Annotated in this window: 19 protein-coding genes, 1 tRNA gene and 2 pseudogenes; 8 read left to right on the top strand and 14 right to left on the bottom strand. The window is 72.9% G+C overall.

The window, feature by feature from the left end:
• Positions 1 to 13: 13 nt before the first annotated feature.
• From J7I97_RS22260 to J7I97_RS22250, 3 genes are all read right to left on the bottom strand, one after another.
• A complete protein-coding gene (locus tag J7I97_RS22260; protein WP_214937608.1) occupies positions 14 to 2,479 on the bottom strand; it encodes a DEAD/DEAH box helicase in 2,466 nt (821 codons plus the stop codon).
• Between the two features lie 143 nt (positions 2,480 to 2,622).
• A complete protein-coding gene (locus J7I97_RS22255) occupies positions 2,623 to 4,335 on the bottom strand; it encodes a sigma-70 family RNA polymerase sigma factor (protein WP_214937606.1) in 1,713 nt (570 codons plus the stop codon).
• Between the two features lie 76 nt (positions 4,336 to 4,411).
• On the bottom strand, positions 4,412 to 4,567 hold the full coding sequence (locus tag J7I97_RS22250; RefSeq protein ID WP_374103773.1) for a hypothetical protein: 156 nt from the start codon (positions 4,565 to 4,567) through the stop codon (positions 4,412 to 4,414).
• A 2-nt stretch (positions 4,568 to 4,569) separates the two neighbouring features.
• Between J7I97_RS22250 and J7I97_RS22245 the strand changes: the two genes are divergently transcribed.
• Positions 4,570 to 4,812 (top strand): hypothetical protein, encoded by a 243-nt coding sequence (locus J7I97_RS22245; RefSeq protein ID WP_214937854.1) that lies wholly within the window; start codon positions 4,570 to 4,572, stop codon positions 4,810 to 4,812.
• Positions 4,813 to 4,992: 180 nt separating this feature from the next.
• Here the strand turns inward: J7I97_RS22245 and J7I97_RS22240 are convergent, their stop codons facing one another.
• Positions 4,993 to 5,877, bottom strand: a complete 885-nt coding sequence (locus J7I97_RS22240) for an aldo/keto reductase (RefSeq protein ID WP_214937604.1) — start codon at positions 5,875 to 5,877, stop codon at positions 4,993 to 4,995.
• A gap of 136 nt (positions 5,878 to 6,013) precedes the next feature.
• Positions 6,014 to 6,190 (bottom strand): annotated as a pseudogene (locus J7I97_RS38770) (proteinase inhibitor I4 serpin); the annotation flags it as partial.
• A gap of 128 nt (positions 6,191 to 6,318) precedes the next feature.
• On the opposite strand from J7I97_RS38770, the gene J7I97_RS22235 reads away from it, so the two are divergent.
• Both J7I97_RS22235 and J7I97_RS22230 read left to right on the top strand, forming a co-directional pair.
• The gene (locus J7I97_RS22235) at positions 6,319 to 7,398 is read left to right on the top strand and encodes a dihydrodipicolinate reductase (RefSeq protein ID WP_214937602.1); all 1,080 of its coding nucleotides are present in this window, start codon (positions 6,319 to 6,321) and stop codon (positions 7,396 to 7,398) included.
• The gene (locus J7I97_RS22230; protein WP_214937600.1) at positions 7,395 to 7,874 is read left to right on the top strand and encodes a carboxymuconolactone decarboxylase family protein; all 480 of its coding nucleotides are present in this window, start codon (positions 7,395 to 7,397) and stop codon (positions 7,872 to 7,874) included. Before J7I97_RS22235 ends, J7I97_RS22230 begins: the two co-directional genes overlap by 4 nt.
• A 65-nt stretch (positions 7,875 to 7,939) precedes the next feature.
• Here the strand turns inward: J7I97_RS22230 and J7I97_RS22225 are convergent, their stop codons facing one another.
• Positions 7,940 to 9,592 (bottom strand): GMC oxidoreductase, encoded by a 1,653-nt coding sequence (locus tag J7I97_RS22225; protein ID WP_214937599.1) that lies wholly within the window; start codon positions 9,590 to 9,592, stop codon positions 7,940 to 7,942.
• A 162-nt stretch (positions 9,593 to 9,754) separates the two neighbouring features.
• A complete protein-coding gene (locus J7I97_RS22220) occupies positions 9,755 to 10,315 on the bottom strand; it encodes a DUF4352 domain-containing protein (protein ID WP_251059057.1) in 561 nt (186 codons plus the stop codon).
• A 159-nt stretch (positions 10,316 to 10,474) separates the two neighbouring features.
• On the opposite strand from J7I97_RS22220, the gene J7I97_RS22215 reads away from it, so the two are divergent.
• Positions 10,475 to 10,548, top strand: a tRNA-Trp gene (locus J7I97_RS22215).
• Positions 10,549 to 10,673: 125 nt separating this feature from the next.
• Here J7I97_RS22215 and J7I97_RS22210 read toward each other — a convergent pair.
• Together J7I97_RS22210 and J7I97_RS22205 are read right to left on the bottom strand one after the other, a co-directional pair.
• A complete protein-coding gene (locus J7I97_RS22210; protein ID WP_214937597.1) occupies positions 10,674 to 11,072 on the bottom strand; it encodes a VOC family protein in 399 nt (132 codons plus the stop codon).
• A gap of 126 nt (positions 11,073 to 11,198) precedes the next feature.
• Positions 11,199 to 12,824: a N,N-dimethylformamidase beta subunit family domain-containing protein gene (locus J7I97_RS22205; RefSeq protein ID WP_251059056.1), complete on the bottom strand. Its 1,626-nt coding sequence runs from the start codon at positions 12,822 to 12,824 to the stop codon at positions 11,199 to 11,201.
• A gap of 203 nt (positions 12,825 to 13,027) precedes the next feature.
• Here J7I97_RS22205 and J7I97_RS22200 point away from each other — a divergent pair, with 203 nt between their 5' ends.
• Positions 13,028 to 13,975, top strand: coding sequence for an aldo/keto reductase (locus J7I97_RS22200; protein ID WP_214937595.1), 948 nt, complete (start codon positions 13,028 to 13,030; stop codon positions 13,973 to 13,975).
• A gap of 383 nt (positions 13,976 to 14,358) precedes the next feature.
• Here the strand turns inward: J7I97_RS22200 and J7I97_RS22195 are convergent, their stop codons facing one another.
• Positions 14,359 to 15,225: an ABC transporter permease gene (locus J7I97_RS22195; protein WP_214937593.1), complete on the bottom strand. Its 867-nt coding sequence runs from the start codon at positions 15,223 to 15,225 to the stop codon at positions 14,359 to 14,361.
• A complete protein-coding gene (locus J7I97_RS22190) occupies positions 15,222 to 17,948 on the bottom strand; it encodes an alpha/beta fold hydrolase (RefSeq protein ID WP_214937591.1) in 2,727 nt (908 codons plus the stop codon). Before J7I97_RS22190 ends, J7I97_RS22195 begins: the two co-directional genes overlap by 4 nt.
• A 238-nt stretch (positions 17,949 to 18,186) precedes the next feature.
• Here J7I97_RS22190 and J7I97_RS22185 point away from each other — a divergent pair, with 238 nt between their 5' ends.
• Together J7I97_RS22185 and J7I97_RS40380 are read left to right on the top strand one after the other, a co-directional pair.
• Positions 18,187 to 19,719 carry an ATP-dependent DNA ligase gene (locus J7I97_RS22185; protein ID WP_214937589.1) on the top strand — a complete coding sequence of 511 codons (1,533 nt, stop codon included), beginning with the start codon at positions 18,187 to 18,189 and terminating at the stop codon, positions 19,717 to 19,719.
• Positions 19,720 to 19,798: 79 nt separating this feature from the next.
• Positions 19,799 to 19,906, top strand: a pseudogene (locus J7I97_RS40380) (DUF6126 family protein); the annotation flags it as partial.
• Here the strand turns inward: J7I97_RS40380 and J7I97_RS22180 are convergent.
• The 3 genes from J7I97_RS22180 to J7I97_RS22170 are packed head-to-tail and all read right to left on the bottom strand — an operon-like array spanning position 19,878 to position 22,411.
• Positions 19,878 to 20,594: a DUF6629 family protein gene (locus tag J7I97_RS22180; protein ID WP_214937587.1), complete on the bottom strand. Its 717-nt coding sequence runs from the start codon at positions 20,592 to 20,594 to the stop codon at positions 19,878 to 19,880. The pseudogene J7I97_RS40380 and the gene J7I97_RS22180 sit on opposite strands and share 29 nt — an antisense overlap.
• A 12-nt stretch (positions 20,595 to 20,606) precedes the next feature.
• Positions 20,607 to 20,768 carry an agmatine deiminase family protein gene (locus J7I97_RS22175; RefSeq protein ID WP_214937585.1) on the bottom strand — a complete coding sequence of 54 codons (162 nt, stop codon included), beginning with the start codon at positions 20,766 to 20,768 and terminating at the stop codon, positions 20,607 to 20,609.
• Positions 20,765 to 22,411 (bottom strand): MFS transporter, encoded by a 1,647-nt coding sequence (locus tag J7I97_RS22170; RefSeq protein WP_251059055.1) that lies wholly within the window; start codon positions 22,409 to 22,411, stop codon positions 20,765 to 20,767. Before J7I97_RS22170 ends, J7I97_RS22175 begins: the two co-directional genes overlap by 4 nt.
• A gap of 232 nt (positions 22,412 to 22,643) precedes the next feature.
• Here J7I97_RS22170 and J7I97_RS22165 point away from each other — a divergent pair, with 232 nt between their 5' ends.
• Positions 22,644 to 26,204, top strand: coding sequence for a S8 family serine peptidase (locus J7I97_RS22165; RefSeq protein WP_308369268.1), 3,561 nt, complete (start codon positions 22,644 to 22,646; stop codon positions 26,202 to 26,204).
• Positions 26,205 to 26,443 lie beyond the last annotated feature (239 nt).

Here is a 26,443-nt window from a genome sequence, read left to right as displayed (position 1 = left end):
CACCGCTGACCGGTCAGGCGGACGCCGACCAGCTCATGCCCAGGGCCGACAGCGCCGCGACGCGCTCCGGGGTGAGGGCGTCGGCGCGGGAGCGCTGGTTGGCGATCCACGAGCCCAGGCGGAACTCCCGGTCGCCGACCCGCTCCACGTGGGTTCGGGGAACCCGCAGGTGCCGCTCGCGCTCGTGGAACCGGTGGGCCGCCTCGAGGTGCTCCGCCCACGCGGTGGCATGGCTGCGGCGCGGTGGCGGGCGTTCCGCGTCGGTCGCCGGGGTCACTCCGAGGGTGTGCTCCAGCAGCCAGCGCTGGGACCAGGACAGCCGCTCCCAGGACAGCCGCTGGGTACGGACCCACAGGCCCAGGTCCTCGCCCTGGACCACGACCTCGCCCGGGCCGAGGGGGAGCCGGCCGCCCGCGTCCAGGTGTACCCGGGTCAGGTGGAAGGCGCGCTGCCAGGAGATCGCCCAGGCCGGACACCAGGAGGCGTCGATCTCCTCCAGGGCCTCCCGGCGCTCCTCCGGCAGCGCCCCCGGCCCCTCGCGCCGCGCCGCGGCCCGGTTGTTCTTGACCCAGACCCCGACCGGCGCGCCGTTCCAGGTGGCGTCCACCGGGGGCAGCAGGTGACCGTGCTCCGCCGCCCAGCCGCGGGCGGCCTCGAGCCCATCCTCGAAGGCCACGTCGAAGTGGCTCCACACCATGCCGAGTCCGTCCAGCTCCGGAGCCCGCTCCCGGCCGAGGGCGCCCCGGCGGTGCGTGCGCCGGGCGTCCGCGATCCACTGGCCGAGCGGGAACCCGGCCAGCCCGGGCGGCCACTCCTCGCCGCCCGAAGGCACCTTGTAGGCGAACGGCACCTTCAGGTCCCCCGCCGAGGCGGCGTAGATCCGGGCGGCCTCGACCCCGCGCCGCCAGTGCTCCTGCTCCGGATTCAGCACGCGGAGCCGGATGAACGCCGCGAGCAGCGCCGGATCACGCGGGGTGGAGAAGCTCAGCAGGGCCGCGGCGCCGGAGGGCCCCGGGGCCGCCGCCGGGCGGCTCGGCGTCTGCGGCTGCGCCAGGGCCTCGACGAGCCGGGTGTCGTGCGCGCGCAGCGCCTCCAGCAGCCGCGCGAGGTTTCCGTACGCCCGCGAGGTCAGCATCGACTCCGGCGTCTCACCCGGCCCCAGCAGCACCGGCACCACCAGCGAGGCCACCTTCCCCTCCCCGGGACGGATCCGGAGCGCGCGGCCCACCGCCTGCACCAGGTCGGGCATGGACCCCCGTACGTCCGCCCAGTAGACGGAGTCGCATTCCTTGGTGTCCACGCCCTCGCCCAGGACGCGGACACTGCCCAGGAAGGCCTTCTCGGCGATGCCGTCGGCCGCGAAGTCGTCCAGCACCCGACGGCGGTGCGCCGCCGTGTGCTGCCCGCACAGCCAGTCGGCCCAGACGGTGCGTGGGTACGCCGGCTGCGGGGGATGCTGGGGCGCGCGGCTCGCGGCGCCGCCGGCGGCCCGGCTCTTGTCGCGGCGCGTGTCCCGGCTCGCGGTGCGCAGTCGTTCCGCCACCGCCGGGAGTCCGGCGGCGAAGGCCTCGGCCTCCTTGGTCAGGTGGTGGAAGACCAGCGTCCGCCGGAACCCCTGGTCCGCGGCCGCCTTCACCAGCGCCGTCTGGAGCGCCGCGAGCCGGCTTCCGCGTACTGCGTCGGAGCGCCCCTCGCGGCCCAGCAGGACGGCCGCCTGGAACTCCGGATCCGTGACGTCCACGCAGACCACCCGGTACGGCGCACAGATCCCCCGGTCGATGGCCTCGGACAGGGACAGGGTGTGGCAGCGCGCGCCGAACGGGCCGTCCGGATCGTCCTCCATGGACGCGACGAGCTCGCCCCGCCCCTTGCGGCCGCCCTCCTCGGCGCCCTCGCCCTCCTCGCCGTCCTGCCACACCCGGGGAGTCGCCGTCATGTACAGCCGCCGGACGGCCGGGATCCGGGCGTTGTCGTGCACCACGGCCCAGGGTTTGCCGATCCGCCCCGAGGTGCGGTGCGCCTCGTCGACCACGATCAGGTCCCAGCCGGGCAGCCCGGCGAGGTGCGCCCGCTCGATGGTGCCCAGGCCCAGCGAGGCGTACGTCGCGAACACGGTCACCCGGTCCTCCGGCCGGCCGGCCCAGCGGGTCAGCTCGGCCGGATCGGTGGTGGTGGGAACCCCCGCGTCCGCGCCGCGCAGGGAGCACACGGCGAGCGCCCGCCCGGTCCGGCCGCCCTCCCGCCAGGCCGCGACGGTCTGGACGAGCAGGTCCAGGGAGGGCACCAGGACCAGCACCCGGCGGGCCCGCAACTCCTCGGCCGAGCGGACGGCGACGAGGGACTTCCCTGAGCCGGTGGCCATGATGACCTGCGTCCGCAGCCCCGCCCGGGGCACCCGGCCCCCAGCGGGCAGCTCCAGCGCCCGTACGACGGCGTCGACGGCCTCGCGCTGATGTGGACGGAGCTCCTTCTTCGCCATCTGTCTCGCTCCGCCCGCTCTGATCAGCCCGTTCGGCTCCAGTCTCCATCCTGCCCCGTTTCTGAGACATTCACCGCCTCCACGAGCGGCGTGGCGCGGTGCGAGCGGGCCGCCATCACATCCGGGCGCCTACACCCCGGCGCCTACATCCGGGCGCCGAAGTTCTGCGTCCACCACGGGCCGCCCGCGCCCTGGTGGATACCCACGCCGATCTCCTTGAACGAGCAGTTGAGTATGTTCGCGCGGTGCCCCGGGCTCTTCATCCAGGCGTCCATGACCGACTCCGGGCTCTGCTGCCCCTTCGCGATGTTCTCCCCGTACGTCGACCAGCGGTACCCGGCGGCGGTCGTCCGCTGGCCCGGATCGGCCCCGTCGGGGTTGGTGTGCGAGAAGAAGTCCCGCTTCGCCATGTCGTCGGAGTGTCCCTGGGAGGCCGTACGGAGCTGCGAGTCCTCCTTGAGCGGCCCGCAGCCGGCCGCTGCCCGCTCGGAGTTGACCAGGGCGACCACCTTGGCCGCGTCACCCTGCGGAGCGGGCGCCGGGGCCGGCGCGGAGGCCCGCGGCGTCGGGGACTTGCTGGGGGTCCGCGAGCGGGTCGGGGTCGGGCTGGCGCTCGACGGGCTCGGCGAGGGGGAGGCCGACGGGGAGGGGGAGGCCGAGGCCGACGGCGACGCGGAGGGGGAGGGGGAGCCCGAGGGGAGCGCGGAGGCGGGCGCCGCGAGCGCGGCCAGCGGGGAGGCGGACGCGCCGCCGTCCGCCTGGGAGTCACCGGAGCCGGGCAGAGTGCCGAGGTAGACCAGGCCGCCACCCGTGACGCAGGCGGCGAGCACCGCGCCGCCGATGACCCGACGGCGGTTCTGGCGCCGCTTGCGGAGCGCGCCGCGGCCGCCGACGAGGGTGACCTTCTGATCGGCGCCCTGATCGCCCGCGCGCCGCCTGGCCGCCCGGCCCGGCCCGGACACGACCGGGGTGAGCTGGGTGGCCGCCTCGTGCAGCTCCGCGCCGGCGGGGACGCCGCCGCCCGCCGCGTGCAGCTGCGCGCCGGCGGAGACGAGACCGCCGCCCGCCGCGGCGGACCGTATGCCTGCCAGCAGGGCCGCCCCGACCGGCACCAGGGCCAGCCCGGCCAGCAGCCCTTCCGCCGGAACCAGCCCGCTCCACAGCCCGGAGCACCGCAGGCACTCACGCGCGTGCCGGGCTATTCGCTTGCGCCACAGCGCCGACGGCAGCCCGTCCCAGCCCGCCGTCAACGCCCGCAGCCCCTCGCACGGCGGCTGCGCGTCCAGCGCCCGCTCGACCACCCGGGCCGACTCCAACTGCGCCTTCATCCGCTGCACCCGGACCGCCGCGTGCTGCGGCGACAGCTCCAGCGCCGCGGCCATCTCGGCGCGGGTCAGTTCCCCGGCGCACTCCAGCCACCACAGCGACAGCAGCGCCCGGTCGTCCGGCTCCAGCCAGCGCGTGGCGCGGGCCGTCTCGCGCCGCTGCCCCGCCAGGCTGAGCCGTGCGACGGTCAGGTCGACGAAGTCGGCCCCCGGGTCCGCGAGGTCGCCGGCCTCCTCCAGGCCGCTCTGGCCGGGGCCGGTCTGCCGGGCCTGCCAGTGCGCCCGTATCCGGTTCATGGCGATGGCCACCAGCCATGAGCGGAAGCTCTCGTCCGCACGCAGGCCGCCCAGCCCGTCGAGCGCACGCAGCATGGTGTCCTGCACGACGTCGTCCACGTCGCACGAGCCGTTCAGGGCCCGCCCGACGATGTTGTAGACGAGCGGCAGATAGGCGCTGACCAGGGCGTCCTGCGCGCGGGGATCGCCCGCGCGGGCCGCTGCCACCAGCGCTGCCGTGTGCTGTGTACTCATGTGATGTTCCCTGTCCGTACCGGCGGTCGATGATGCCCAATAACTGGGAGACCGTCGAGGGGTGCCCCGATAACACTTATCGGGAAGGAGATTCCGCCGCCTCCGCGGGATAGTGCCGCGCGGACGCGTCCACCTGGGCGAGCCGCCTGAGCCCGGCGAGCATCGCATCCCCCAGTACGGTGCCCACCACCACCCGCTCGACCAGGTCCTCGGGCCGATTCCGGTGTGCCACGTATGGTCACCTGGCAGGCGCTGCGCGGGCAGGCGCTGACCTCGCCCGACGGGGTGACACTGGGCGCCGCCGGGGCGCTGGCCGCCGCGGTGGTCGTGGGGGTGGGGCTGGTGCTGCTCGCCGGGCTGGCGGCGGGTCGCCGACGCGGCTCGGGCGGCTCGGGCGGCTCGGGCGGCTCGGGCGGGTCGGCGGGCGGGTCGGGCGGCCGGTCCGGCTTCCTGGCGGGTGCCGCGCCCCGCGGCTGAACCGGCGAGCCCGGGCGGACTCCACCTTTTACGGGGCCCCGTGCCGTCATCCCGGCGCGGGACCCCGTCGGCCCCCTCTCACAAAAAGCCCTGGCCGCCGCCCACCGGAGCGCCACCGCACGCGGCGGACCGCCGTCCAGCTGAGGCACGCGGGAGCGAACAGCCCCGTGCCACCCCGGCCTACGCCGCTTCGAGCAGGGCGATCTCCTCCGGCGAAAGGCGCAGCGCCCCGACGGCGATGTTCTCGACCAGGTGGTGCGGGTTCCCGGTGCCGGGGATGGCCAGCACGTGCGAGCCGCGGCTCAGCGTCCAGGCCAGGCGCAGCTGGGCGGATGACACCCCGTGGGCCTTGGCCACCTCGCGGACCTCCGCGCTGTCCTCCTCGGTCACTCCGGCCTCCTTGCCGGCGCCGGCGATGGCGTAGAACGGCACGAAGGCCACGCCCTGTTCGCCGCACGCGTCCAGGAAGGCGTGGTCCTCGGCCGGCGAGCCGATTCCGTACGGGTTCTGCACACACACCACGGGCGCGATTGCCTGGGCCTCGGCGAGGTGGTCGGGGCGGGCGTTGGAGATGCCGAGGTGCCGGATCAGCCCGGCGGTACGCAGTTCGGCGAGCGCCCCGAAGTGCTCAGCGATCGACCCGGTGGTCTCCCGCCGCTTGACGCGGAGGTTGACCACGTCCAGGTGGTCCCGGCCGAGCTGGCGCAGATTCTCCTCGACCTGCCCGCGCAGCTGCCCGGGCTCGGCCCACCACCAGTCCCCGTCGGGGCCACGGCCCGGCCCGACCTTGGTGGTGATGACGAGCTCGTCGGCGTACGGGGCGAGGGCGCGATTGATCAGCTCGTTGGCGGAGCGCAGCGGGGAGAAGTAGAAGGAGGCGGTGTCGATGTGGTTGACCCCCAGCTCAACGGCCCGCCGCAGCAACCCGGTCACGCGCTCGCGGTCGCTGGGTGAGCCGTCGGCGAGGTGCGTCAGGCGCATCGCGCCGAAGCCGAGGCGGTTGACGGTGAGGTCACCCAGTCGCCAGGTGCCGGACGCTTCCGCGGTGATCGTCTTTGAAGTCATTCGGAGAAGGTATCCGGGTCCTCGTCCCCGTCGGCACGGGGGAGGGGGTCGGCGACCCAGCCCGCGGCGAGCACCAGCCTCGATGTCCGGTGGACGCAGAGGAAGCCGAAAGGCCGCAGGAACGAGACCTCGGCGCGACGGACAGGGCCTCCTCCAGCTCCGCCCGGGCCGGGCCGCCCGCGCCGTCCGCCAGGAGGGCGAGCAGCGGCCAGACCCCGGCCGCCGTGAGGACCGTGCCTTCGGCGCCGGTCACCGCCCGGCCGGCCCAGCTGCTGGTAAGCCTGTTGACCGCCCGCACCGTCGAGTTCCTCATGACGGGGAGCGTACGTGGTGGGGCGCCGCCGGGCCGGGCCGGAATCCGCGGCCCGGCGGCGTCGGCCCGACCGAAATTCATCGGTCACGGCACTGGGCACCTCTGGGTGCTGTGGCTACCCTCCGCGCATGATTTCCACGGTGGTCTGGGGTACCGGGAACGTCGGCCGTGCGGCGATCCGCGCCGTCGAGGCCCACCCGGCACTCGAACTCACGGCAGTACTCGTACACAACCCCGCCAAGGTGGGCCGCGACGCGGGCGAACTCGCCGGGCTCGACCACGCGTTGGGGGTAGCGGCGACCGACGGCATCGACGCCGTGCTGGCCGCCGGTCCCGACGCCGTGGTGTACGCCGCATCCGGCGACATCCGCCCCGACGACGCCCTCGCCGACATCGCCAAGGCCATCCGGGCGGGCGCGGTCGTCGTCAGCCCCGCCCTCTACCCGCTCTACGACCAGCGCAACGCCCCGCCGGAATTCCGCGATCCGGTACTGGCCGCGATCGCGGCGGGCGGCGGCTCGCTCTTCGCCTCCGGTGTGGACCCGGGCTGGGGCAACGACGTACTGCCGCTGCTGATCAGCGGACTCGGCACCACCGTCGACGCGATCCGCTGCCAGGAGATCTTCGACTACTCCACCTACGACCAGCCCGACTCGGTCCGGTACCTGGTCGGCATGGGCCAGCCCATGGACTACGAGCCGATGATGCTCCTGCCCTCGATCCCCACCATGGTGTGGGGCGGGCAGATACGGCTCATGGCCCGGGCCCTCGGCGTCGAGCTCGACGAGATCCGCGAGACCGTGGACCGCCGCGCGCTCGACACCACGGTGACCACCCGGACGATGGGCGAGTTCGAGGCCGGCTCCCAGGGCGCGATCCGTTTCGAGGTGCAGGGCATCGTCGAGGGCGAACCCCGCATCGTCATCGAACACGTCACCCGTATCCACCCGTCCTGCGCACCGGACTGGCCCACGCCGCCCGACGGGGCGGGGGCGCACCGGGTGGTCATCGAGGGCCGCCCGCGCATCGAGGTCACGGTCGAGGCCACCGACGAGGGCGAGAACCGCTCGGCGGGCGGGAACGCCACGGCGGTCGGCCGGCTGGTGAGCGCCATCGACTGGCTCATGGAGGCGGAGCCCGGAATCTACGACGCACTCGACATCCCGCTGCGTCCCGCAGTCGGCAAACTCGGAAGGAAGCAGCCATGAAGATCGACATTCCTGAGGGCCAGCACCCGATCGAGTATGTGTGGGGAGACATGGTCCCCGGCATCGGGATGGCCGCCGCCAACTTCTCGCTGTCGGTGTACGCCCACACCACCTTGGGGCTGCGCGAGTTCGAGGCCGCACGGCTGCGGGTCGCGCAGATCAACGGCTGCGTCTTCTGCCTCGACTGGCGCACCGAACGGGACGGGGAGAAGGTCGAGGAGGAGTTCTCCGAGGCGGTCACCGAATGGCGCACCACCGAGGCCTTCGACGACCGCACCCGGCTGGCCGCCGAGTACGCCGAGCGGTACACCCTCGATCACCACGGCCTCGACGAGGAGTTCTGGGACCGGATGACCGCGCACTACAGCCAGCTGGAGATCGTGGAGCTGACCATGAGCATCGGCTCCTGGCTGGCCTTCGGCCGGCTCAACCATGTGCTCGGCCTCGACAGCGTGTGCGTACTTCCCGGGCATTGAAGTGAGGTGGTCCGGGGCCTGCTCGGCTCTATCAGCCCGGGCGGCCCCGGCTTCGGCCTGGATGTCTACAGGTCGGTGGCGATGATCTTCTCGATGTTCCGCTCGGCGAGCGCCGTGATGGTGACGAACGGGTTCACGCTGGTGTTGCCGGGGATCAGCGCGCCGTCGATCACGTACAGGCCGGTGTAGCCGTGCAGGCGCCCGTAGTTGTCGGTGGCCTTGCCCAGGACCGCGCCGCCGAGCGGGTGGTACGTGAGGTGGTCGCCCCAGATCTTGTTGGTGCCGAATAGGTCGGTCCGGTAGATCGTCCCCTCCTTCGCGTTGATCTTGTCGAAGATGGTCTTGGCCATGTCGATGGACGGCTGCTTCCAGGCCGTCTGCCAGTTCAGCTGGACCGCCCCCGACGCCGCGTTGTAGGTGAACTCGGCGCGGTTCGGGTTCTTCGTGATCGACAGGTAGAACGAGGCGTACGTCTCGATCCCGGTCGGCAGCGGCGCCACCTCGGCGAACGCGCCGCCCGCGTCCCAGTTGTCGATGCCGCCGCACGGAATGGACGCCTGGACCTTGCCGGTCGGGTCCCACATGTGGTTGGCGCGGCCGCACATGACGTTGCCGTTGTCGCCCCAGCCCTTGCCGATCTCGCTGTTGAGGTTCGCCAGCGCGCCGGTGGCCTTCAGCCTGACGAGCAGCTTGCTGGTGCCGACGCTGCCCGCGGCGAAGAACACCTTGCCGGCGGTCACGGTCTTGGTGCCCGTGACGTCACCGGTGGTGTTGATCTGTTCGATGACGACGGTGTAGCCGCCGCCGGCCGCGGGCGTGACCGAAGTGACTTTGTGCAGAGGGGAGATGGTGACCCTGCCGGTGGCCCTGGCCTGGGCGATGTAGGTCTTCTGCAGCGACTTCTTGCCGTAGTTGTTGCCGTAGAGGATTTCACCGGCCACCGCGGACTTGGGGACGGTGCCGGCCGCTTCCTGCTCCATGTAGTCCCAGTCGTACACATCGGGCACGAAGACGAAGGGGAACCCGGAACGCTGCGCGTGCTTTCGGCCGACCCGGGCGAACTGGTAGCAGTCGACCGTGTCGAACCAGACGGGGTCGACCAGACCCACCCCGAGCCCGGCGTTGGCGCGAGGGTAGTAGGTGCCGTACATCTCCTCGGCGTCCACCGACGGGAGGATGGCGGCGAAGTTCGAGCGCTTCGGCGTGACGGCCATACCGCCGTTGACCAGGGAGCCGCCGCCGACGCCGCGGCCCTGGTAGACGATGATGCCGCCCATCTCCTCGGCGTCCAGGATCCCGGTGTAGCGGGGGATGTCCTTGTCGATCGGGAAGCCGAGGAAGTTGCTCAGGGGCTGCTTCGTCCTGGTCCGCAGCCAGTAGGACCGCTGGTCCGGGCTGGTCGTGTTGCAGAAGATCTTGCCGTCCGCCCCGGGGGTGTCCCAGGCCATGCCCATCTCGATCATGTGCACGTCGACACCGGCCTGGGCGAGGCGGAGAGCCGCGACGGAGCCGCCGTATCCGGTGCCGATCACCAGGGCGGGCACGTTGGCGCCGTTCTCGATCGGGGCACTCGCGGCGGCGGCTGCGGCGACGGTCCGGGCGGCCGCGGTGGCGTGACTCGCCAGGGCTGCGGCCCCGAGAATGGAACTTGTTCCAGCGATGAAGCCGCGGCGTGAAAGCCGTTGGGAGCCGGTATCGCGCAAGGAAGGATCACTCATGTGACGTACCTCACTCATGGGGGAATGAGAACGAGTTCTACTGCTGCTCGCCTGTGAAGTCACTAGATACGTCGAGGTAACTTTCGGGTGCTTACGCAACAGAAGCGCCAGGTCACAGTCAGTGTGTGCCGGAGGGTGAGGGGGCGGCGCGACGCGGCGGTGCTACGGCAGGCTCCACTGGCCGACGTCGTCGGCGAGGCCGCCGTTCAGCGCGAACTGGACGGCGGCGAGGCCGGCGTCCTTGGGGATCCGGAAGGTGACGAAGCCGAGCGCCGTGCCGCCGGGGTAGAGGGTGACGGTGTCGGGGAAGGCCGCCCCTGCCGGGACGGCGGCGTTCAGGCCGGTGAACCGCTGCCCCTCGGTGTCCAGGAGGTGTGCGGCGGGCGCGGGGGAGTCCTTGTATATCGCGGTCCCGGTGTTCTCCAGGCGCAGTTGTACGGAGACCAGCCGGTCGGAGGCGTCGGGCGCGGGGCTCGCGGGGTCGACCACCTGCACCAGTGTGACGTCGAGACGCTCGCCCGGCTGATTGCCCGCGAGGGAGACGGTCTCGACGGGCGGGGTGGGGGTGGCTGCCGCCAGGGCGGGGGCGACGGGGGCGACGAGCGTGAGCGGCGCGAGGAGCGCGAGGCCCGCGAGGGGGCCGCGGACGCGGCTGCCGATGCGAATGCCGATGCGGCTGCCGATGCGGGCGCGGGCTTCGAGGCGGATCCGGAGAGATCGCATGGCGGAACCTCCCGCTCCAGGGGTCACGCTGCCCACGATCCTCCGCGCGCCGCGGTGGCGCCAGTGGCTGGTGATCGTCTCACCTGCTGAATTCCACCCAGTTGAACCACGAAATCAGTGGATCTTCGGGCCGAGTCGTGTCATCGTTGGTCTCGCCGAAGGGGTGTAGCTCAGCTGGTCAGAGCGCTGGTCTCCAAAACCAGATGTCGTAGGTTCGAATCCTGCCACCCCTGCAATGAGTTGAAGCGCGTGACGCCGCCGGGCCGGACCCCCTCAGGGTCCGGCCCGGCGGCGTTTCGCCCGCCACTGCGACCGAAACCCCGTGCGGGGACCGGGAGTCAGTGGTGCCGGGACGTGCCTACTCGGCCGGGTCCGCCTGGTATCCATACGGGCGGGTGATGATCTCCATCGCGTGCCCGGACGGGTCCAGGAAGTAGACGCCGCGGCCGCCGTCGTTGTGGTTGATCTCGCCCGGGTGCTTGCGGTGCGGATCCGCGAAGTACGCGGTCCCCGCAGCCTGGATCTTCGCGAACGCCACGTCGAACTCCGCCTCGGAGATGAGGAACGCGTAGTGCTGCGCGGTGATGGACTCCGCCGGGACGGTCGCGAAGTCGAGGGTGACGCCGTTGCCGGTGTCGACGGGGACGAACGGGCCCCATTCGGCCCCGACCTCGAGACCGAGGACGTGTGCCAGGAATTCGGCGGACTCCCGGTTGTCACGGGAGTGGATGATCGTGTGGTTCAGCTGGACTGACATGAGTGAATGCCTCCGCAAGGCACCTCACGGGCACCTCCATGCCTCACCCAGCCGGTGACCGACACGCGATGCCGTCATGATGATCCTAAACAGCCCATCCGGGTGAAGTCCACCGGAATCGGAAGACTACGAACCCCCGTACACGACCTTGACATTGTCCTGCGCCGGGTGCGTACGGCCCGCCGGGCCGGCCGCGAACACCCGCAGCAGGTTCTCCGTCACCCGGGTGGTCAGTGCCCCCGACCGGGCGTCCAGGCCGTGGTTCCTCCCGCTGCGCCCGTCCCCCTTCGCGTCCAGGGCCTCCACCCACCGCATCGTCCCCGTGGCGAAGACCCCCGCCCCGCTCGGAACCGTGTAGTACGCCGTGTCCTGGTGGCTCGGGCGGCCCTCGCACACCACCGGGGAGTGCGCCAGTATCTCGATCGGCCGGGGCGTCGGGAAACCGGTGTTGACCTTGTCGTACTCCACACCCACCAGGTGCGCGAAGCGGTCGCCGGCCTTGGCTCCGGTGCCCTCGAACAGCCAGTGCCCCGGGTTGGTCACCACGTAGGGGGCGTCCACCGGGAAGCCGTCGTAGATCACGCCGAGCAGCGAGCTCTCCGGGTCGGCCGCGGGCGCGGAGCGGAAGTCGACGGTCGCCGGGTGGCCCCGCTTGAACCCCGGATCCTGGTCGTAGGAGGACTTGTAGCAGACCACCGTACGGTCCGGGCCGAGGTCGGAGGCCTCCAGGCGGATCCGGCGGTAGCAGCAGTTCGCGCCCAGGATCGCGACGTTGGTGCCGGCGTCCCGGGCCGCCGTGAAGTGCGCCCGCTGCTCCGGCGACCAGTACTCGTCGTGGCCGAGCGAGACGATCGCCGCCGCCCCCTCCAGTAGCCGCTTCTCCCGGGCGACGTCGGTGGTCGTCGTGTACGCCAGGGGTATGCCGAGCCGCTCGGCGAGCGCGATCAGCGGAGCCTCGTACACCAGGAACAGGCCCGCGCCGTCGTCGTACTCGTACGGCCGGTCGAAGGTCACCGCGAGGGAGCGCGAGGCGTATCCGCCGCTCGGACCGTCGTAGCTGCCGTAGCCGCCCCACCGGTTGTACGCCTGCCAGGTCGCCACCGCGTTGACCACGACCGTACGACCGGTGGCCGCCGCCGACCGCACGGTGAGCGGTACGAACCGCTGGCCCTCGCCGCCCTGCGCGTCGAGCCGCAGCAGGTAGCAGCCCTCGGGCCAGTCCTTGGTCTCGACCGTGGCGGTACGGGCCCACCGGGTGCGGACCATCCTGGTCCCGGAGTCCACCGTGTGCTCCGGCTGCCGGGCCCCGGGCAGCGCCTCGGAACGCCACACCAGCCGGCCCCGGGCCCCGCCGTACCAGCCCATCCGGTACGCGGAAACGGTGAACCGCGGGGCGGTGGTGGACACGTGCAGCCCGAAGGACTCGCCGGGCAGGACGCTGACCTTGTCCGCGAAGCCCTCGATGGCGCGGGCCGGACCCGGCTCGGTCACGGGCCAGTCGGCGTTCCCGGGCCGGGCGTTCTCGGCCTTGACGTCGAAACCGCGCGGCCCGCCCGGGCTGGGCGACCCGCCCGGCGCCGGGCTCCCGCCCGGCTTGGCGCCGTCCGCGTCCGGCCCGCCGGCGTCCCCGCTCGCGTAGCCGGCCACGGCCACGGCCCCGAGCCCGGCGGCCGTGGCCGCCCCCGTCGCTATCGTGAGAAACCGCCTCCGGCCTGCGCCTTCGCCGTCCCCCGGTATGTGCTCCTGATCCATGGCGAGCACGCTATGTCACGCTTGAAACCCCTTCGGAACCGGCCCACCCGTCATCCGGTGATCCAGGCCGGCGCGAGGCGGAGGTGCTCGCCGCGCAGCCGGTCACCGGCCATGGGCAGCTGGCCGCTGCCCCGCGCAATCGCTGTGCCTAGACTGACCACTTGGCCGATCACGTACCGGACGAGTGCGGAGGAACGAAACGCATGCGCTATCTCCCCCTGGGCAGTTCAGGTCTGCAGGTTTCCGCGGTGGGGCTCGGCTGCAACAACTTCGGCGGCCGACTCGACGCCCAGGCCACCCGCGCCGTCGTGGACGCCGCCCTCGACGCCGGGATCACCCTCCTGGACACCGCCGACATCTACGGTGGCCGCGGCGGCTCCGAGAGCCATCTCGGACAGGCCCTCAAGGGGCGCCGCGACCAGGTGGTCCTGGCCACCAAGTTCGGCTTCGCCGGGATGGACATGGAGTACGGGCCCGCCGCCGGATCCCGTGGCGGCCGCGCCTACATCCGGCGCGCCGTCGAGGAGTCCCTGCGCCGCCTGGAGACCGACCACATCGACCTCTACCAGCTCCACAGCCCCGACCCGGGTGTCCCCATCGCCGAGACCCTGGCCGCGCTCACCGAGCTGGTCGCCGAGGGCAAGGTCCGCTACATCGGCCACTCCAACTTCAGCGGCTGGCAGCTCGCCGAAGCCGCCCACGTAGCCCGCGAAACGGGCGCGGCACCGTTCGTATCGGCGCAGAACGAATGGTCACTGCTCCAGCGGTCGGCGGAATGGGAGCTGGTTCCGGCCGCCGTGCACTACGGCGTCGGCGTGCTCCCCTACTTCCCCCTGGCCAACGGGCTGCTCACCGGCAAGATCCGCCGGGGCGCGCCCGTACCGGCCGGCTCGCGGCTCGAAGGGCGGGACGCGTACCTCACCGAGGAGCGCCTGGACACCGTGGAGGCGCTGGCCGCGCTCGCCGACAAGCACGGCCGCAGCGTGCTGGAGCTGGCCATCGGCTGGCTCTCCGCCCAGCCCGGCTGCGCCTCCGTCATCGCGGGCGCCACCTCCGCCGAGCAGGTACGTGCCAACGCGGCCGTCGCCGACCGCCCGCTGGAGCCCGAACTGCTGGCCGAGATCGAGGCGATCGCGGCACCGAAGGCGTGACGCCCCACGCGTGTGCTTGTTGCCCTCCACCAGCCGGGCGAAGGCCGCCTGGGGGCGTGGTCGGCCGGGGTTCCGGCGCGGCCGTCGTCGCCTTCGGGGTGCTCGTCGACGAGCACCCCGAGAGCGCGACCACGGCGACCGCGAGGCCGCCGCCCAGCAATGCCCTACGGGGCGGAAGCCCTGTTCTGCCCATCGGTCGCCCCTCAGTGCCCATCGGTGCCCCTCGGTGCCCCTCAGCGCCGCTCAGTGCCGCTGGGGCGCGTTCGTACGTGGTGACGACGGCGATTGTTCAGCGGGGCGCGGCTGACCCGGCGGCAGGCACAAGCAGGCGCGTGCCCCATTGCCACGAACGGCCCACACGGCCCAGGCGCTCCGGGGGCGGGTCAGGACACGATGTCCTTGCGGGAGAACCCCCGGAAGGCGAGGGCGAACAGCACCAGCGCGTACGACACGGAGACCGCCGCCCCCTTGATCATCCCGCCCCACTCCAGCTGCGGCTGCAACGCGTCCGCCCACGCGAACTGCCAGTGCGCGGGCAGGAACTCCCGCCACGACCCGAGCGCGGTCACCGCGTCCAGCACGTTTCCCACGATCGTCAGCCCGACCGCCCCGCCCACCGCGCCCAGCGGGGCGTCCGTCCGCGTCGACAGCCAGAACGCCAGCCCGGCTGTGACCAGCTGCGACACGAAGACGAACGCGACGGCCAGTGCGAGGCGCGGAACCGTGTCCCCGGCGGCCAGCGAACCGCCCGCCGGCAGCTTCAGCGGTCCCCACCCGTACGCGGCCGTGCCCGCCGCGAGCGCCACCACCGGCAGCAGCACCATGGCCGCCAGGCTGAAGCCCAGCGCCACCACCAGCTTGCTCCACAGCAGCCGCGCCCTCGGCACCGGCGAGGCCAGCAGATAGCGCAGCGAGGACCAGCTCGCCTCAGACGCCACGGTGTCCCCGCAGAACAGCGCCACCGGAACCACCAGCAGGAAGCCGGCCGACACGAACAGGCAGGTGGCCGCGAAGTTCGCGCCCGAGGCCGTCGCCGTGTCGATGAGGGTGATCCGGCCGTCGCCACCGCGCGGGCCGCCGCCCGGGCCGCCGCCCACCGCGAACGCGATCATCAGGATGAACGGCAGCGCGGCCAGCACCCCGCCCATCACCAGCGTCCGCCGGCGGCGCCACTGCCGAAGCGCCTCCACCCGCAGCGGCAGCGTCCGGCTCGCCCGGTAGCCGGCGGCCACCTCGGTCTCGGCACTCACGCCGCACCTCCGATCAGGGTGAGGAACGCGTCCTCCAGGCGGCGGTGCGGCCCGACTCCGGACACCGGCACCTCCAGCCGCACGAGTTCGGCGATCAGCCCCTCGGCCGTCGCACCCTCCAGCCGCACCAGCAGACCGTCATCGGCTGCGACCACGGAACCCACTCCTTCCAGTGCCGCCACCTTCTCGACGGTCACCTCGTCCACCGGCCCGGCCAGCGTCACCAGCAGAGTGTCCCCACCGCCGGTGATCTCCGCGACCTCGCCCGCCTGTACGAGCCGCCCGCGGTCCATGACCACCAGGTGCGTGCACGACTGCTCGACCTCCGACAGCAGGTGGCTGGAGACGATGACCGTCCGGCCGCCGGCCGCGTACCGGATCATCACGTCCCGCATCTCCCGGATCTGCGGCGGGTCCAGACCGTTCGTCGGCTCGTCGAGGATCAGCAGGTCCGGCATCCCGAGCATGGCCTGCGCGATCGCGAGCCGCTGTCGCATGCCCTGCGAGTACGTGCGCACCGCCCGCTCCAGCGCGTCGCCCAGCCCGGCGATCTCCAGGGCCTCCGCCATCCGGGAGTCCCCGGCCGGGCGGCCGGTGGCCTGCCAGTAGAGCTCCAGATTGGCCCGGCCCGACAGATGCGGCAGGAATCCCGCGCCCTCCACGAACGCCCCGACCCGTGACAGCACCGGCGCCCCCGCCCGCACCGCGTGCCCGAACACCCGGATCTCCCCGGCGTCCGGCGAGATCAGCCCCATCAGCATCCGCAGGGTAGTGGTCTTGCCCGCGCCGTTGGGCCCGAGCAGCCCCAGCACCTGGCCCTTCTCCACCCGGAACGACAGGTCGCGCACCGCGTACCGGTCCTGTGCCTTCGCGTACTTCTTCGTCAGCCCGGTGATTTCCAGTGGTACGTCGGCCAGCGCGGGTTCCGGCCGCGCCACGCCGGCCCGTGCTCCCGCGCCGCCCCGGCCGGTCCGCCGGATGCCCAGCAGCCCGGCGGCCAGCGCCAGCGCGCCCAGCGGCAGCCCCCAGGTCCAGGCGGGCAACCCGGCGGACGCCGTCCGTACCGCTGCCGCGACGGGCACGGCCAGGGGGCTCTCCACCGCGACCGTGTAAACGGCCGGCGCGGCCGGAGACGCGTAGCCGAGGTCGGTGGCCGCGACCACCAGCCGCAGCCGGTGTCCGGCCTCGACGGCGTGGTCGATCGCGGGGAGCCGCAGCTCCACCGTCGCGCCCTGCTGCGCGTTCTCCACCCGTACCGGGGCGACCAGCTGACTCGGTAGCACCTGCTGCTGCCCGTCCGGCCCGACGTCGTACACCTTGCCGAACAGGACCGCCGAACCGTCCGCGGCCGTCGACCTCACCTTCAGGGTGACAGTCGGCGTCCCGGTGATCCGTACCTCCTGGGCCAGGGGCTTCGACTCGAACCGGGCGTTCTGCCCCGGGAAGTCCAGCGAGAGCCCGGCGCCGAGGGCGGCGAGCTGCCCGCCGATGCCGGGCAGCGAGGACAGCGCGGGAGGGGCGCCGCCGGCCGGGTTGGCGAAGGTCTGCTCCCGCCCGGCCAGCGCGAACTCCCGGGGAGCGGCGAGGAGCCCGGGATACCGGTCACCCGTCGCGCCCCGCAGCTGCACCACGCCGTCGGTGGAATCGATGCCGCCGGAGCGGGAGACCCGGAACACCGGGCCGGTGTCGGCGCCCTCGTCCTTCTTGAGGTACCGGTCGAACCAGGCCGTCACCCGGGCCTCGACCCGGCCGGACTCGCGCATTCCGCCGTCGTGCCCGCCGGCCGCCCAGTCCACGGCGACGGGCGCGCCGTTCGCCGCGACGGCCTTGGCGAGCGCATCGGCCTGGTCCAGGGGGAACAGCGAGTCGTCCTGGCCCTGCACGATCAGGGCCGGCACCTTGATCTTGTCCCCGACCGCGGACGGGCTGCGCTTCTCCAGCAGCTCCCGGGCCTCGGCGTCGGGCTTGCCGGCCACCGCGACCCGCTCGTACATGGCGCACAGTTCCGGCTGGAACCGCCCGCAGCCTGATGATCCCGGCGCGGTCACCGGGCCGGCCGGGCGCTGCGCCGGCTGGAGTCCACCGGCCGCACCGGTGGTGAAGAAGATGCCGCTCCACAGCTTCTTGAACACGTCGTCCGGGAAGAGCGAGTCCGCGAGATTCCAGTAGGTGATGAGCGGAGCGATCGCGTCCACCCGCCGGTCGTAGCCGGCGGCGAGCAGCGACACCGCCCCGCCGTAGGAGGCCCCGGACACGCCGACACGCGGATCGCCGGCCGCGTCGAGCTCGACCTCGGGCTGCTCGGCGAGCCAGTCGATGAGCCGGGAGACGTCCTTGACCTCGTGCTCGGGGTCGTTCAGCCCGATCCGGCCGCCGGAACGGCCGAAGCCGCGCGCCGACCAGGTCAGGACGGCGTACCCGTCGCGGGCCAACCGCTCGGCCTGCTCCCGGAGATCGTCCTTGCTGCCGCCGAAACCGTGCCCGAGGAGCACAGCGGGACGTTTCCGCCGTCCGTCCGATGCCCCGCTCGCGGTGAAGTAGGAGGTGTCGATCCCGGCGCCGGGCATGGCGAACACGCGGTCCTGGCGGTGCACGGCCGGAGCATCGCCGGCCGCGGCGGTGGCCGTCAGCGTGCCGGCCCCAGCGATGACGGCGAGTGCCGCCGCCCCCGCGAGCAGGCGGCTGCGGCGGCGCCGGGGTAGTCGGAGCTGTCGGAGCTTCATACAGGAACCCTAAACGCCGGGGCTCCGGCCCCCGAGCGTCCACAGGCGGAACTGCGCGACCTTCTCAGGGAGTACGCCGGCCGGCCCGCATACCGCAGCGGCGGTATGCGGGCCCGCGCCGCGAGCTCCGCCGACCTGCGGAGCGTGCCGACCTGCGGAGCGTGCCGACCTGCGGAGCGTGCCGACCTGTGGAGCGTGCCGACCTGCGGAGTGTGCCGACCGGCGGGAGGATGGCCGCATGCTGCTGGCCGAGGTCGCGCGTGTGTCCCGGGAGGTCGCCGAGACCTCCGCCCGGTCCCGGAAGACCGCCCTGCTCGCGGAACTGTTCGCCGCCGCGCCCGCCGACGAAACCGGCCTGGTGATCTCGTACCTCGCCGGGCGCCTCCCGCAGGGCCGCCCCGGCATCGGCTGGCGCGCGCTCAGCCGGGAGACCGCCCCCGCCCCGACGCCGACGCTGACCGTCAGCGCGGTCGACGCGGCGGTCACCGAGCTGGCCGCCGCGACCGGCGCCGGATCACAGGCCGAGCGGCACCGCATCCTGGACACCCTGCTGGGCGCGGCCACCGAGCCCGAGCAGCGGTTCCTGCGCAGCCTGCTCTCCGGCGAGGTACGCCAGGGCGCGCTGGACGCGGTGGCCCTGGAAGGGGTGGCCGCGGCCGCCGGGGTGCCGGCCGCCGAACTGCGCCGGGCCGTGATGCTGGACGGCTCGCTGCCCCGGGTTGCCGCCGCGGTGCTCGCCGAGGGGGCGCGGGCACTGAGCGATGTCACCCTGCGTGTGGGGCAGCCCGTACAGCCGATGCTGGCCAACACCGCCAAGTCGGTGGCGGCGGCCCTGGCCGCGCTCGGGCCCTGCGCGGTGGAGGAGAAGCTCGACGGCATCCGCGTGCAGGTGCACCGCGAGGGGGACGACGTACGGGTCTACACGCGGTCCCTCGACGAGATCACCCACCGGCTGCCGGAGGTGGCAGAACTGGCCCGGGCCCTGCCGGGGGACCGGTTCATCCTCGACGGTGAGGTCATCGGGAAGACGGTGGACGGCCGCCCGGTGCCCTTCCAGGAGGTCGCGAGCCGCGTCGGCTCCCGGCTGGACGTGGCGGCCGCCCGGCAGACGCTCGCCGTCGCGCCGTACTTCTTCGACGCGCTGGCCGCCGACGGCCGGGTCCTGCTCGACCTGCCGGTCCGCGAGCGCTACGAGGTGCTCGCCTCCCTCGTCCCCGACGCCTCCCGGGTGCGCCGTCTCGTGGTCGAGGACCCGGCGACGCAAACGGCCCAGGCCGAGGAATTCTGGGCCGAGACCCTGCGCCGGGGACACGAAGGGGTGATGGTCAAGGCCCTCGCCTCCACCTACGCGGCCGGCCGGCGCGGCAAACACTGGCTCAAGGTGAAACCGGTGCACACCCTCGACCTCGTGGTGCTCGCCGCCGAATGGGGCCACGGACGGCGCACCGGCCTGCTCTCGAACCTGCACCTGGGCGCGCGGGCCGCCGACGGCACGTACGCCATGCTCGGCAAGACCTTCAAGGGGCTCACCGACGAGATGCTGCGCTGGCAGACCGAACGGCTGCGCGAACTGGCGATCGAGGACGACGGCTTCACCGTGCGGGTGCGACCCGAACTCGTTGTGGAGATCGCCTACGACGGACTGCAGCGCTCCCCGCGCTACCCGGCGGGGGTCGCGCTCCGCTTCGCGCGGGTGCTGCGGCACCGGCCGGACAAAAGCGCGGAGCAGGCGGACACGGTCGAAACGGTGCTGGCCGGGGGTGCGGCGTAGCGGATCCAGCGGATCCAGCGGGGTTGCCTGGCTGGCAAGCCGGATTGCCAGCCAGGCAACCATCTGATCCGCGGAGGCCGTGTCCGCAGAGGCCGATCCAGCGAAGAACGTGCCGACCCTACGCAAGCGCATCGAGTCCAAGTTCCCGCGTGGGCTGGTCATCCGGCTGATCGCCTACCTGTTCGTCGGCCACCTCTTCGCGTTCTTCGTCTACCTGCTCTTCGTGCTGGGCGCCAAGAACCAGTGACGGCAGCGGCAGCAGCCGGATCCGTCCCGCGCCGGACCCAGCCGAGCACCAGCACCGACGCCACCGCGGCGAAGGCGCACCAGGTCGAGGCGAATTCCAGCCGCCACAGCGCCGCGCAGAGCAGCGCCCCGGCGGCCAGTACGGCCCCCAGCAGCCGCAGCCGGCGGCCCCCGGCGAGCAGCAGCGCCCCGAGCGTGGCGAACAGATAGCCCGCCAGGACCAGCGGAACGTACGGGACATCGACGACGTAGCCGATGGTGCGGCCCCGGAGCTCGGCGGTTGCCGGCCGGATGGCCAGGCAGTACGCGAGCACCGCGGCCGCGGCGAGCCCCACGGCCACCGGCCCCCACAGTCGCCGCCGGGCGTCCGGCGCGGCCGCGAGCAGCACCCCGAGCGGCACCCACACCGGCAGCACCGGCAGGGCGATCACCGCCCAGGCCGTGGTGGCCGGGCCGCAGCCGCCGCCCGACCTCCAGACGGCGGCTTCCACCAGCTGGTGCGCCCCCAGCAGCAGGGGCAGCGCGGCGACGGGCAGGTCGCGGGCCCGGCGCACGCGCAGTACGCACACCACCCCGACGGCGGTGATGACCGTACCCGCCGTCAGATCGGCCGTCGCGCTCCAGCACATGGGCCCACGTCGCTACGCGGCGGCCGGCTGCCGCATCGTCGAGCAGTGGATTCCCCCGCCGCCGCCCACGAGCCGGTCCACGTCGAGCTGGGGCTGTGCGGCGAGGCCACCGAGGGCCGGTCCCGCGGCTCCCGCGCCCGCCGAGCGCAGCGGGGTTCTGCGGCTTCGGTTCATTCGAGCCTCCCGTCGGCCCGCGGGGGCTCGAGTGGCGGGGCCGCCACCGAGCAGTGCGTGCGGCACTGCGGGTGGCACGCGTCGGGCACGGGCTTGCGTACGGTCCCCCAGGCCACGGCTGCGCCTACCAGCAGGACCCCCGCGCACCAGGGCATGGCCCGCTCGAAGGCCGCGTCGAACTGGGACGGCGAGCGGTACGCCTCCGGTCCCATCCCGGCCAGCAGCGGCAGCGCCGCCACCGCCAGCAGCCCGGCGGCCCGCGCGGCGGCGTTGTTGATACCGCTGGCCAGGCCGGCCCGGCCGGGGTCCACCGAGGACAGCACCGTCGCCGTGAGCGGGGCCACGAGGGTCACCATCCCCATCCCCATCACCACCATCGCGGGCAGCACGTCCTCTGCGTACGAGGCATCCGGCCCCACCCGCAGCATCAGCAGAGTCCCGGCCGCGCACAGCAGGGGCCCCACCGTCAGCGGGAGCCGCGGCCCGATCCGCTCCCCGAGTGCCCCCGACCGGGACGACAGCAGCAGCATCAGCGCGGTCGTGGGCAGCAGCGCGGCCCCGGCGGCCAGTGCCGAGTACCCGGCGACCACCTGGAGCTGGAGCACCACGAGGAAGAAGAACCCGGCGAAGGCCGCGTAAACGCACAGCGTGACCAGGTTGACGGCGGTGAACTGCCGGGAGGCGAAGATCTCCGGGGGCACCATCGGATCGGCCCGCCGCCGCTCGACGTACACGAACACGGCGGCCAGCAGCAGCCCGCACACCGCGGCGGCGATCACCACCGGGGATCCGGACTGGGCCTCGATCAGCGCATAGGTGAGCAGCGCCAGGGCCGCCGCGCCCAGTACGGCACCGGCCACGTCGAACCGCTCGTGCGCCTGTGGATCCTTCGATTCCGGTACGTGTCTCAGCGCCACCGGCACACACAGCGCGGCCACCGGCACGTTCAGCAGGAACACCCAGCGCCAGCCGGGCCCGTCCACCAGCCAGCCGCCGAGGAACGGTCCCACCGCCGCGCCCATGCCGCCGAACCCGGACCAAAGGCCCACCGCCCGGGCCCGGTCGTCCGGGTGGATGGAGCCCTGGATCAGGGCGAGCGAACCTGGTGTCAGCAGGGCGCCGCCGACGCCCTGCAGGGCGCGGGCGGCCACCAGTACGCCGGAATTCGGCGCGATTCCGCACAGCAGGGAGCCGACGGCGAACCACACCGCGCCGAGGACGAAGACGCGGCGCCGACCGAACCGGTCCCCGAGCGCCCCGCCGACCAGGATCAGCCCGGCCAGGGTCAGCAGATAGGCGTTGACCGTCCACTGGAGCACCGCCAGGTCGGCGCCGAGATCCAGCCCGATGCGGGGGAGCGCGACGTTGACGACCGTCGAGTCCAGCAACGCCATGCTCGACCCGAGCACGGTGGCCAGCACGATCCACCGTCCCCGGGCGGACGCGAGCCGCACATCGGGGGCGGGCGGCTCACCCGGTGGCTCCCCGGCCGGAACGCCGAGCGGCTCACCCGCCGGTTCACCGAGCGGCTCACGGGCCGGAACGCCGGGCGCGACACCAGGCTCAACACCGGGCGCGGCCGGCTCGCCCGCCGGCTCTCCGAGCGACGGCGGCTCACTCGGGGGCTCGCCGTGCGCAGTCATGTCTCCAGGCTGGCCCGCCCGGCCCGGAAGGGCCACCCGGAGGGCCCGGCGCGACGGCGCGCGGCGCAGTCCGTGTGCGGGTCCGGTGCGGGTCCGGTGCGGGTCCGGCACGGGTCCGGCGCGGCTCATTTGGCCCTCTTGTAATGGCCATGACGACTCATTCACCATGACCCGCGCACATCACGCACGCCTTTTCCGCACAACCTGCACACGGCGTCCGAGGAGACAACACGTGGCCCAACGCGACAAACGACCTTTACGCGCGGCACTCGCCGCCCTTGCCTCGATCCTGCTCCTACCCGTCGGCGCGGGCGTCGCCGCGGCCGCGCCGGAGCCCGGCCCCACCCCCGGTGCGGCCGAGCGCAAGATCGAACCCAAGCTCCGCGCCCAGCTCGACGACTCCGCCAAGGCCGTCTTCTGGGTCTACCTCGACAGTGCCGCCGACCTCACCGCCGCCCGCGGCCAGCGGACCCGCGCCGCCAAAGCGGAAGGGGTCCTGCGGGCCAAGAGGGACCATGCCGCGCGCAGTCAGGCCGAGGTCGTCAAGGCCCTGGACGGCGCCAAGGCCGAGTACACCTCGTACTGGATCGTCAACGCGATCCGCGTCGTCGGCAGCGAGAAGCTCGCCGGGACGCTCGCGCAGCGCCCCGAGGTCTCCCGGATCGACGCCGACGACAAGGTCACCCTCCCCAGGCCCGCCGAGGGCAAGCGGGAGCAGGCCGCGGCCGACGCCGTCGAATGGAACATCGACCGGATCAAGGCCCCCCAGGTGTGGGACCAGCTCGGTGTGCGCGGCGAGGGCATCGTCGTCGCCAACATCGACAGCGGAGTCGACTACACGCATCCGGCCGTGAACAACCAGTACCGCGGGAAGAACGCCGACGGCTCGTACGACCACAACTACAACTGGTTCGACCCCGGCGGCGTCTGCCCCACGGCCGCGCCGTGCGACAACAACGACCACGGCACCCACACGATGGGCACGATGGTCGGTGACGACGGCGGCGCCAACAAGACCGGTGTCGCCCCGGGTGCGAAGTGGATCGCCGCCAAGGGCTGCGAGACCGGCTCCTGCTCCGAGGCCTCGCTGCTCGCCTCGGGCCAGTGGATCGTCGCCCCGACCGACCTGAACGGCCAGAACCCGCGCCCCGACCTCGCCCCGCACATCGTGAACAACTCGTGGGGCAGCGCGGCGCACGACGACTGGTACCAGCAGATCGTCGATGCCTGGCGCGCCGCCGGCATCTTCCCGGCCTTCTCCAACGGGAACTCCGGCCCGAGCTGCGCCACCAGCGGATCGCCCGGCGACTACGCGAGCTCCTACAGCTCCGGCGCCTTCGACATCAACGGCGCCATCGCACCGTTCTCCTCCCGCGGCGCCGGCCCCGGCGGCATCGTCAAGCCGGACATCGCGGCCCCGGGCGTGAACGTCCGCTCCTCAGTCCCGGGCGGCGGGTACGAGGCCTTCTCCGGCACCTCTATGGCCTCCCCGCACACCGCGGCCACCGTGGCGCTGCTCTGGTCCGCCGCGCCTTCCCTCGAAGGCGACATCGCGCAGACCGAATCCCTGCTGGACGGCACCGCGCAGGACACCGGCAGCGACCAGTGCGGCGGGAGCACCGCCGACAACAACGTCTTCGGCGAGGGCAAGCTCGACGCGCTCGCCGCAGTCACCGCCGCCCCGCGCGGCGCGACCGGGGCCCTGGGCGGCACCGTCCGCTCCGGCGGCCAGCCGGTCGCGGGCGCGAAGATCACCGCCGACGGCCCGATCGACCGTACGACGACAACGGCGGCTGACGGGACGTACAGCTTCCGTTCCCTGTCGGTCGGCGAGTACACGCTGACCGCGTCGAAGTTCGGCTACGGACAGCAGACCGCGACGGCGTCCGTCACCGAGAACTCCACCGCCACCGGTGACTTCACCCTCGCCCAGGCCGCCTCCGGCAAGCTCACCGGCACGGTCTCCTCGGCCGCCGGCCCCTCCGCCGGAGCGTCCGTGACCATCGCGGACACCCCGGTGACGGCGACCACCGACGCGCAGGGCCGCTTCGAGGTCACCCTGCCGCACGGCTCGTACGACGTGAACGCCACCCACTCCTCGCGCTGTGTCACTAGTGGCACGGCGAAGGTCACCGTCGCCGGGGACACCACGGTCGCGGTGAACCTGCCCGAGCGCACCGACGGATACGGCTACGCCTGCGCCACCGCGAGCGGCCGCCCGTACGCGGCCGGCGACCGGCAGCTCGCACTGACCGGCGACAACACCACCGAGCGCGTCGAACTCCCCTTCCCGCTGCCGCTGTACGGAAAGACGTACGGCCAGGCGTGGATCGGGACCAACGGCACGGTCAGCTTCGGCGGCAACAACACCGGCGACATCAACGGGGACCTCCCGAGCACGGCCACGCCCAACGGTGCCCTCTACCCGTTCTGGGACGACCTGGTGGTCGGCCCGGCAGGCAGCGGCTCGGGCGTCTTCACGGCGATCACCGGCACGGCGCCGCACCGGCAGTACGTGATCGAATGGCGCGAGGTGTCCCACTGGTCGGCGCAGGCCGACAAGTTCTCGTTCTCGGCGGCGATCGGCGAGGACGGCACCGTGGCGTACCACTACAAGGGGACGGGCGGCACCGGTATCAAGGGCGGCTCCACGGCCACGGTCGGCGTGGAGAACGCGAACGGAACCGACGCCTTCAAGTACTCCTTCAACACCCCCGTCATCACGGACGGCCTGTCCGTCTCGTTCCGGACCACCAAGAGCGGTGTGGTCGCGGGCCGGGTGCTCGACGCCAACGACGGGAACGGCGTCGCGGGCGCCACGGTCACGGTCGGTTCCGGCGACGCCGCCGTCTCGGCCGTCACGGCGGCGGACGGCGGGTACGTCGTCCAGAGCCCGTCCGGCTCCCGGGCGGTCTCCCTCGCGGCGCCGTCGTACGAGTCCGCGCAGGCGACGGTGGACGTCAAGCCGGCCGACGTCACGACGGTGACGCAGTCCCTGCGCACGGGCAGGGTCACCGCCTCCAAGGCGTCGGTGGAGATCGTCCTTCCGGCGGAGCAGAAGCGCACGCGGACCGTCGAGCTCACCAACACCGGTCTCGGTACGGCGTTCACGGTGGCCGAGGACGCGGCCTGGCTGACGGCCACGCCGGGGTCGGGCGACCTCCCGACGGGCGGCAAGGCCCCGCTGACCCTGGCGGTGGACACGGCGGGCCTGACTGCGGGGTCAGTGCTCACGGCCGACCTGAAAATCCAGTCAGTCAGCGGCCGGGCCCCGGTGCTCACGTTGCCGGTCAAGATCGTCGTTCCGCGCTACCAGGTCGCCCTGGACGCGGGCTCCGACTACGCGGGCACGGACCTGGCGGGGGACACCTGGTCCCCGGACCGGAAGTACACCGCCGGCTCGTACGGTTACCAGGGGAACAGCTCGGTGCGGTCCACCGGCCGCACGGTGGCCGGCACGGACGAGCAGCGGCTGTTCCGCAACGCCCGTGAGGGCATGTACGAGTACCGCTTCGACAACGTCCCGAACGGTACGTACACGGTGGAGCTGGGCTTCGCGGAGCTCTCCGACACCAAGCCGGACAAGCGCGTCTTCGACGTCCTCGCCGAGGGCACGCAGGTGCTCCCGTCCCTGGACATCTCCCTTGAGGCGGGCACGTACACGGCCCTGACCCGGACCTACACGGTCACGGTCACGGACGGGGTGCTCAACATCCGCTTCGTCACACACAGCGGCTTCGGCAAGCCCCTGCTGAACACCCTGCGGGTGACCGACCGCCCCGACAGGAGCTAGGAGGCTCTTGAAGATCTTGCTCCGGCCGACCGATTCACCCCATATTGCCGGTAAATGCCAATCGGGTTGAACCGGTGCAAGCCGGGCGCGTTTTCAAGATCTTCATCAGACTCCTAGGGCCGGGCCCGGTCGGGCCGCCGGCGGGCCAACGGGCGGGGCACCTCCGGGTGCTCCGCCCCTCCGGCCGCTCCGCCGGGCGGACGCGGACGGACGGCGGTCCCGGCATTCGGGTGGCCGGC

It is taken from the genome of Streptomyces sp. ISL-87 (assembly GCF_018614095.1).
Classification (GTDB): Bacteria; Actinomycetota; Actinomycetes; order Streptomycetales; family Streptomycetaceae; genus Streptomyces.
This window is presented reverse-complemented; position numbering and strand designations above follow the sequence as displayed.

Bases quoted from the DNA above. Each gene is read 5' to 3' on its own strand.
- J7I97_RS22235 (WP_214937602.1), top strand. From the start codon at position 6,319: ATGATTTCCACGGTGGTCTGGGGTACCGGGAACGTCGGCCGTGCGGCG.
- J7I97_RS22255 (WP_214937606.1), bottom strand. From the start codon at position 4,335: ATGAGTACACAGCACACGGCAGCGCTGGTGGCAGCGGCCCGCGCGGGC.
- J7I97_RS22175 (WP_214937585.1), bottom strand. From the start codon at position 20,768: ATGAACCGAAGCCGCAGAACCCCGCTGCGCTCGGCGGGCGCGGGAGCC.
- J7I97_RS22220 (WP_251059057.1), bottom strand. From the start codon at position 10,315: ATGCGATCTCTCCGGATCCGCCTCGAAGCCCGCGCCCGCATCGGCAGC.
- J7I97_RS22260 (WP_214937608.1), bottom strand. From the start codon at position 2,479: ATGGCGAAGAAGGAGCTCCGTCCACATCAGCGCGAGGCCGTCGACGCC.
- J7I97_RS22230 (WP_214937600.1), top strand. From the start codon at position 7,395: ATGAAGATCGACATTCCTGAGGGCCAGCACCCGATCGAGTATGTGTGG.
- J7I97_RS22210 (WP_214937597.1), bottom strand. From the start codon at position 11,072: ATGTCAGTCCAGCTGAACCACACGATCATCCACTCCCGTGACAACCGG.
- J7I97_RS22205 (WP_251059056.1), bottom strand. From the start codon at position 12,824: ATGGATCAGGAGCACATACCGGGGGACGGCGAAGGCGCAGGCCGGAGG.
- J7I97_RS22200 (WP_214937595.1), top strand. From the start codon at position 13,028: ATGCGCTATCTCCCCCTGGGCAGTTCAGGTCTGCAGGTTTCCGCGGTG.
- J7I97_RS22240 (WP_214937604.1), bottom strand. From the start codon at position 5,877: ATGACTTCAAAGACGATCACCGCGGAAGCGTCCGGCACCTGGCGACTG.
- J7I97_RS22180 (WP_214937587.1), bottom strand. From the start codon at position 20,594: ATGTGCTGGAGCGCGACGGCCGATCTGACGGCGGGTACGGTCATCACC.
- J7I97_RS22245 (WP_214937854.1), top strand. From the start codon at position 4,570: ATGGTCACCTGGCAGGCGCTGCGCGGGCAGGCGCTGACCTCGCCCGAC.
- J7I97_RS22190 (WP_214937591.1), bottom strand. From the start codon at position 17,948: ATGAAGCTCCGACAGCTCCGACTACCCCGGCGCCGCCGCAGCCGCCTG.
- J7I97_RS22225 (WP_214937599.1), bottom strand. From the start codon at position 9,592: ATGAGTGATCCTTCCTTGCGCGATACCGGCTCCCAACGGCTTTCACGC.
- J7I97_RS22170 (WP_251059055.1), bottom strand. From the start codon at position 22,411: ATGACTGCGCACGGCGAGCCCCCGAGTGAGCCGCCGTCGCTCGGAGAG.
- J7I97_RS22185 (WP_214937589.1), top strand. From the start codon at position 18,187: ATGCTGCTGGCCGAGGTCGCGCGTGTGTCCCGGGAGGTCGCCGAGACC.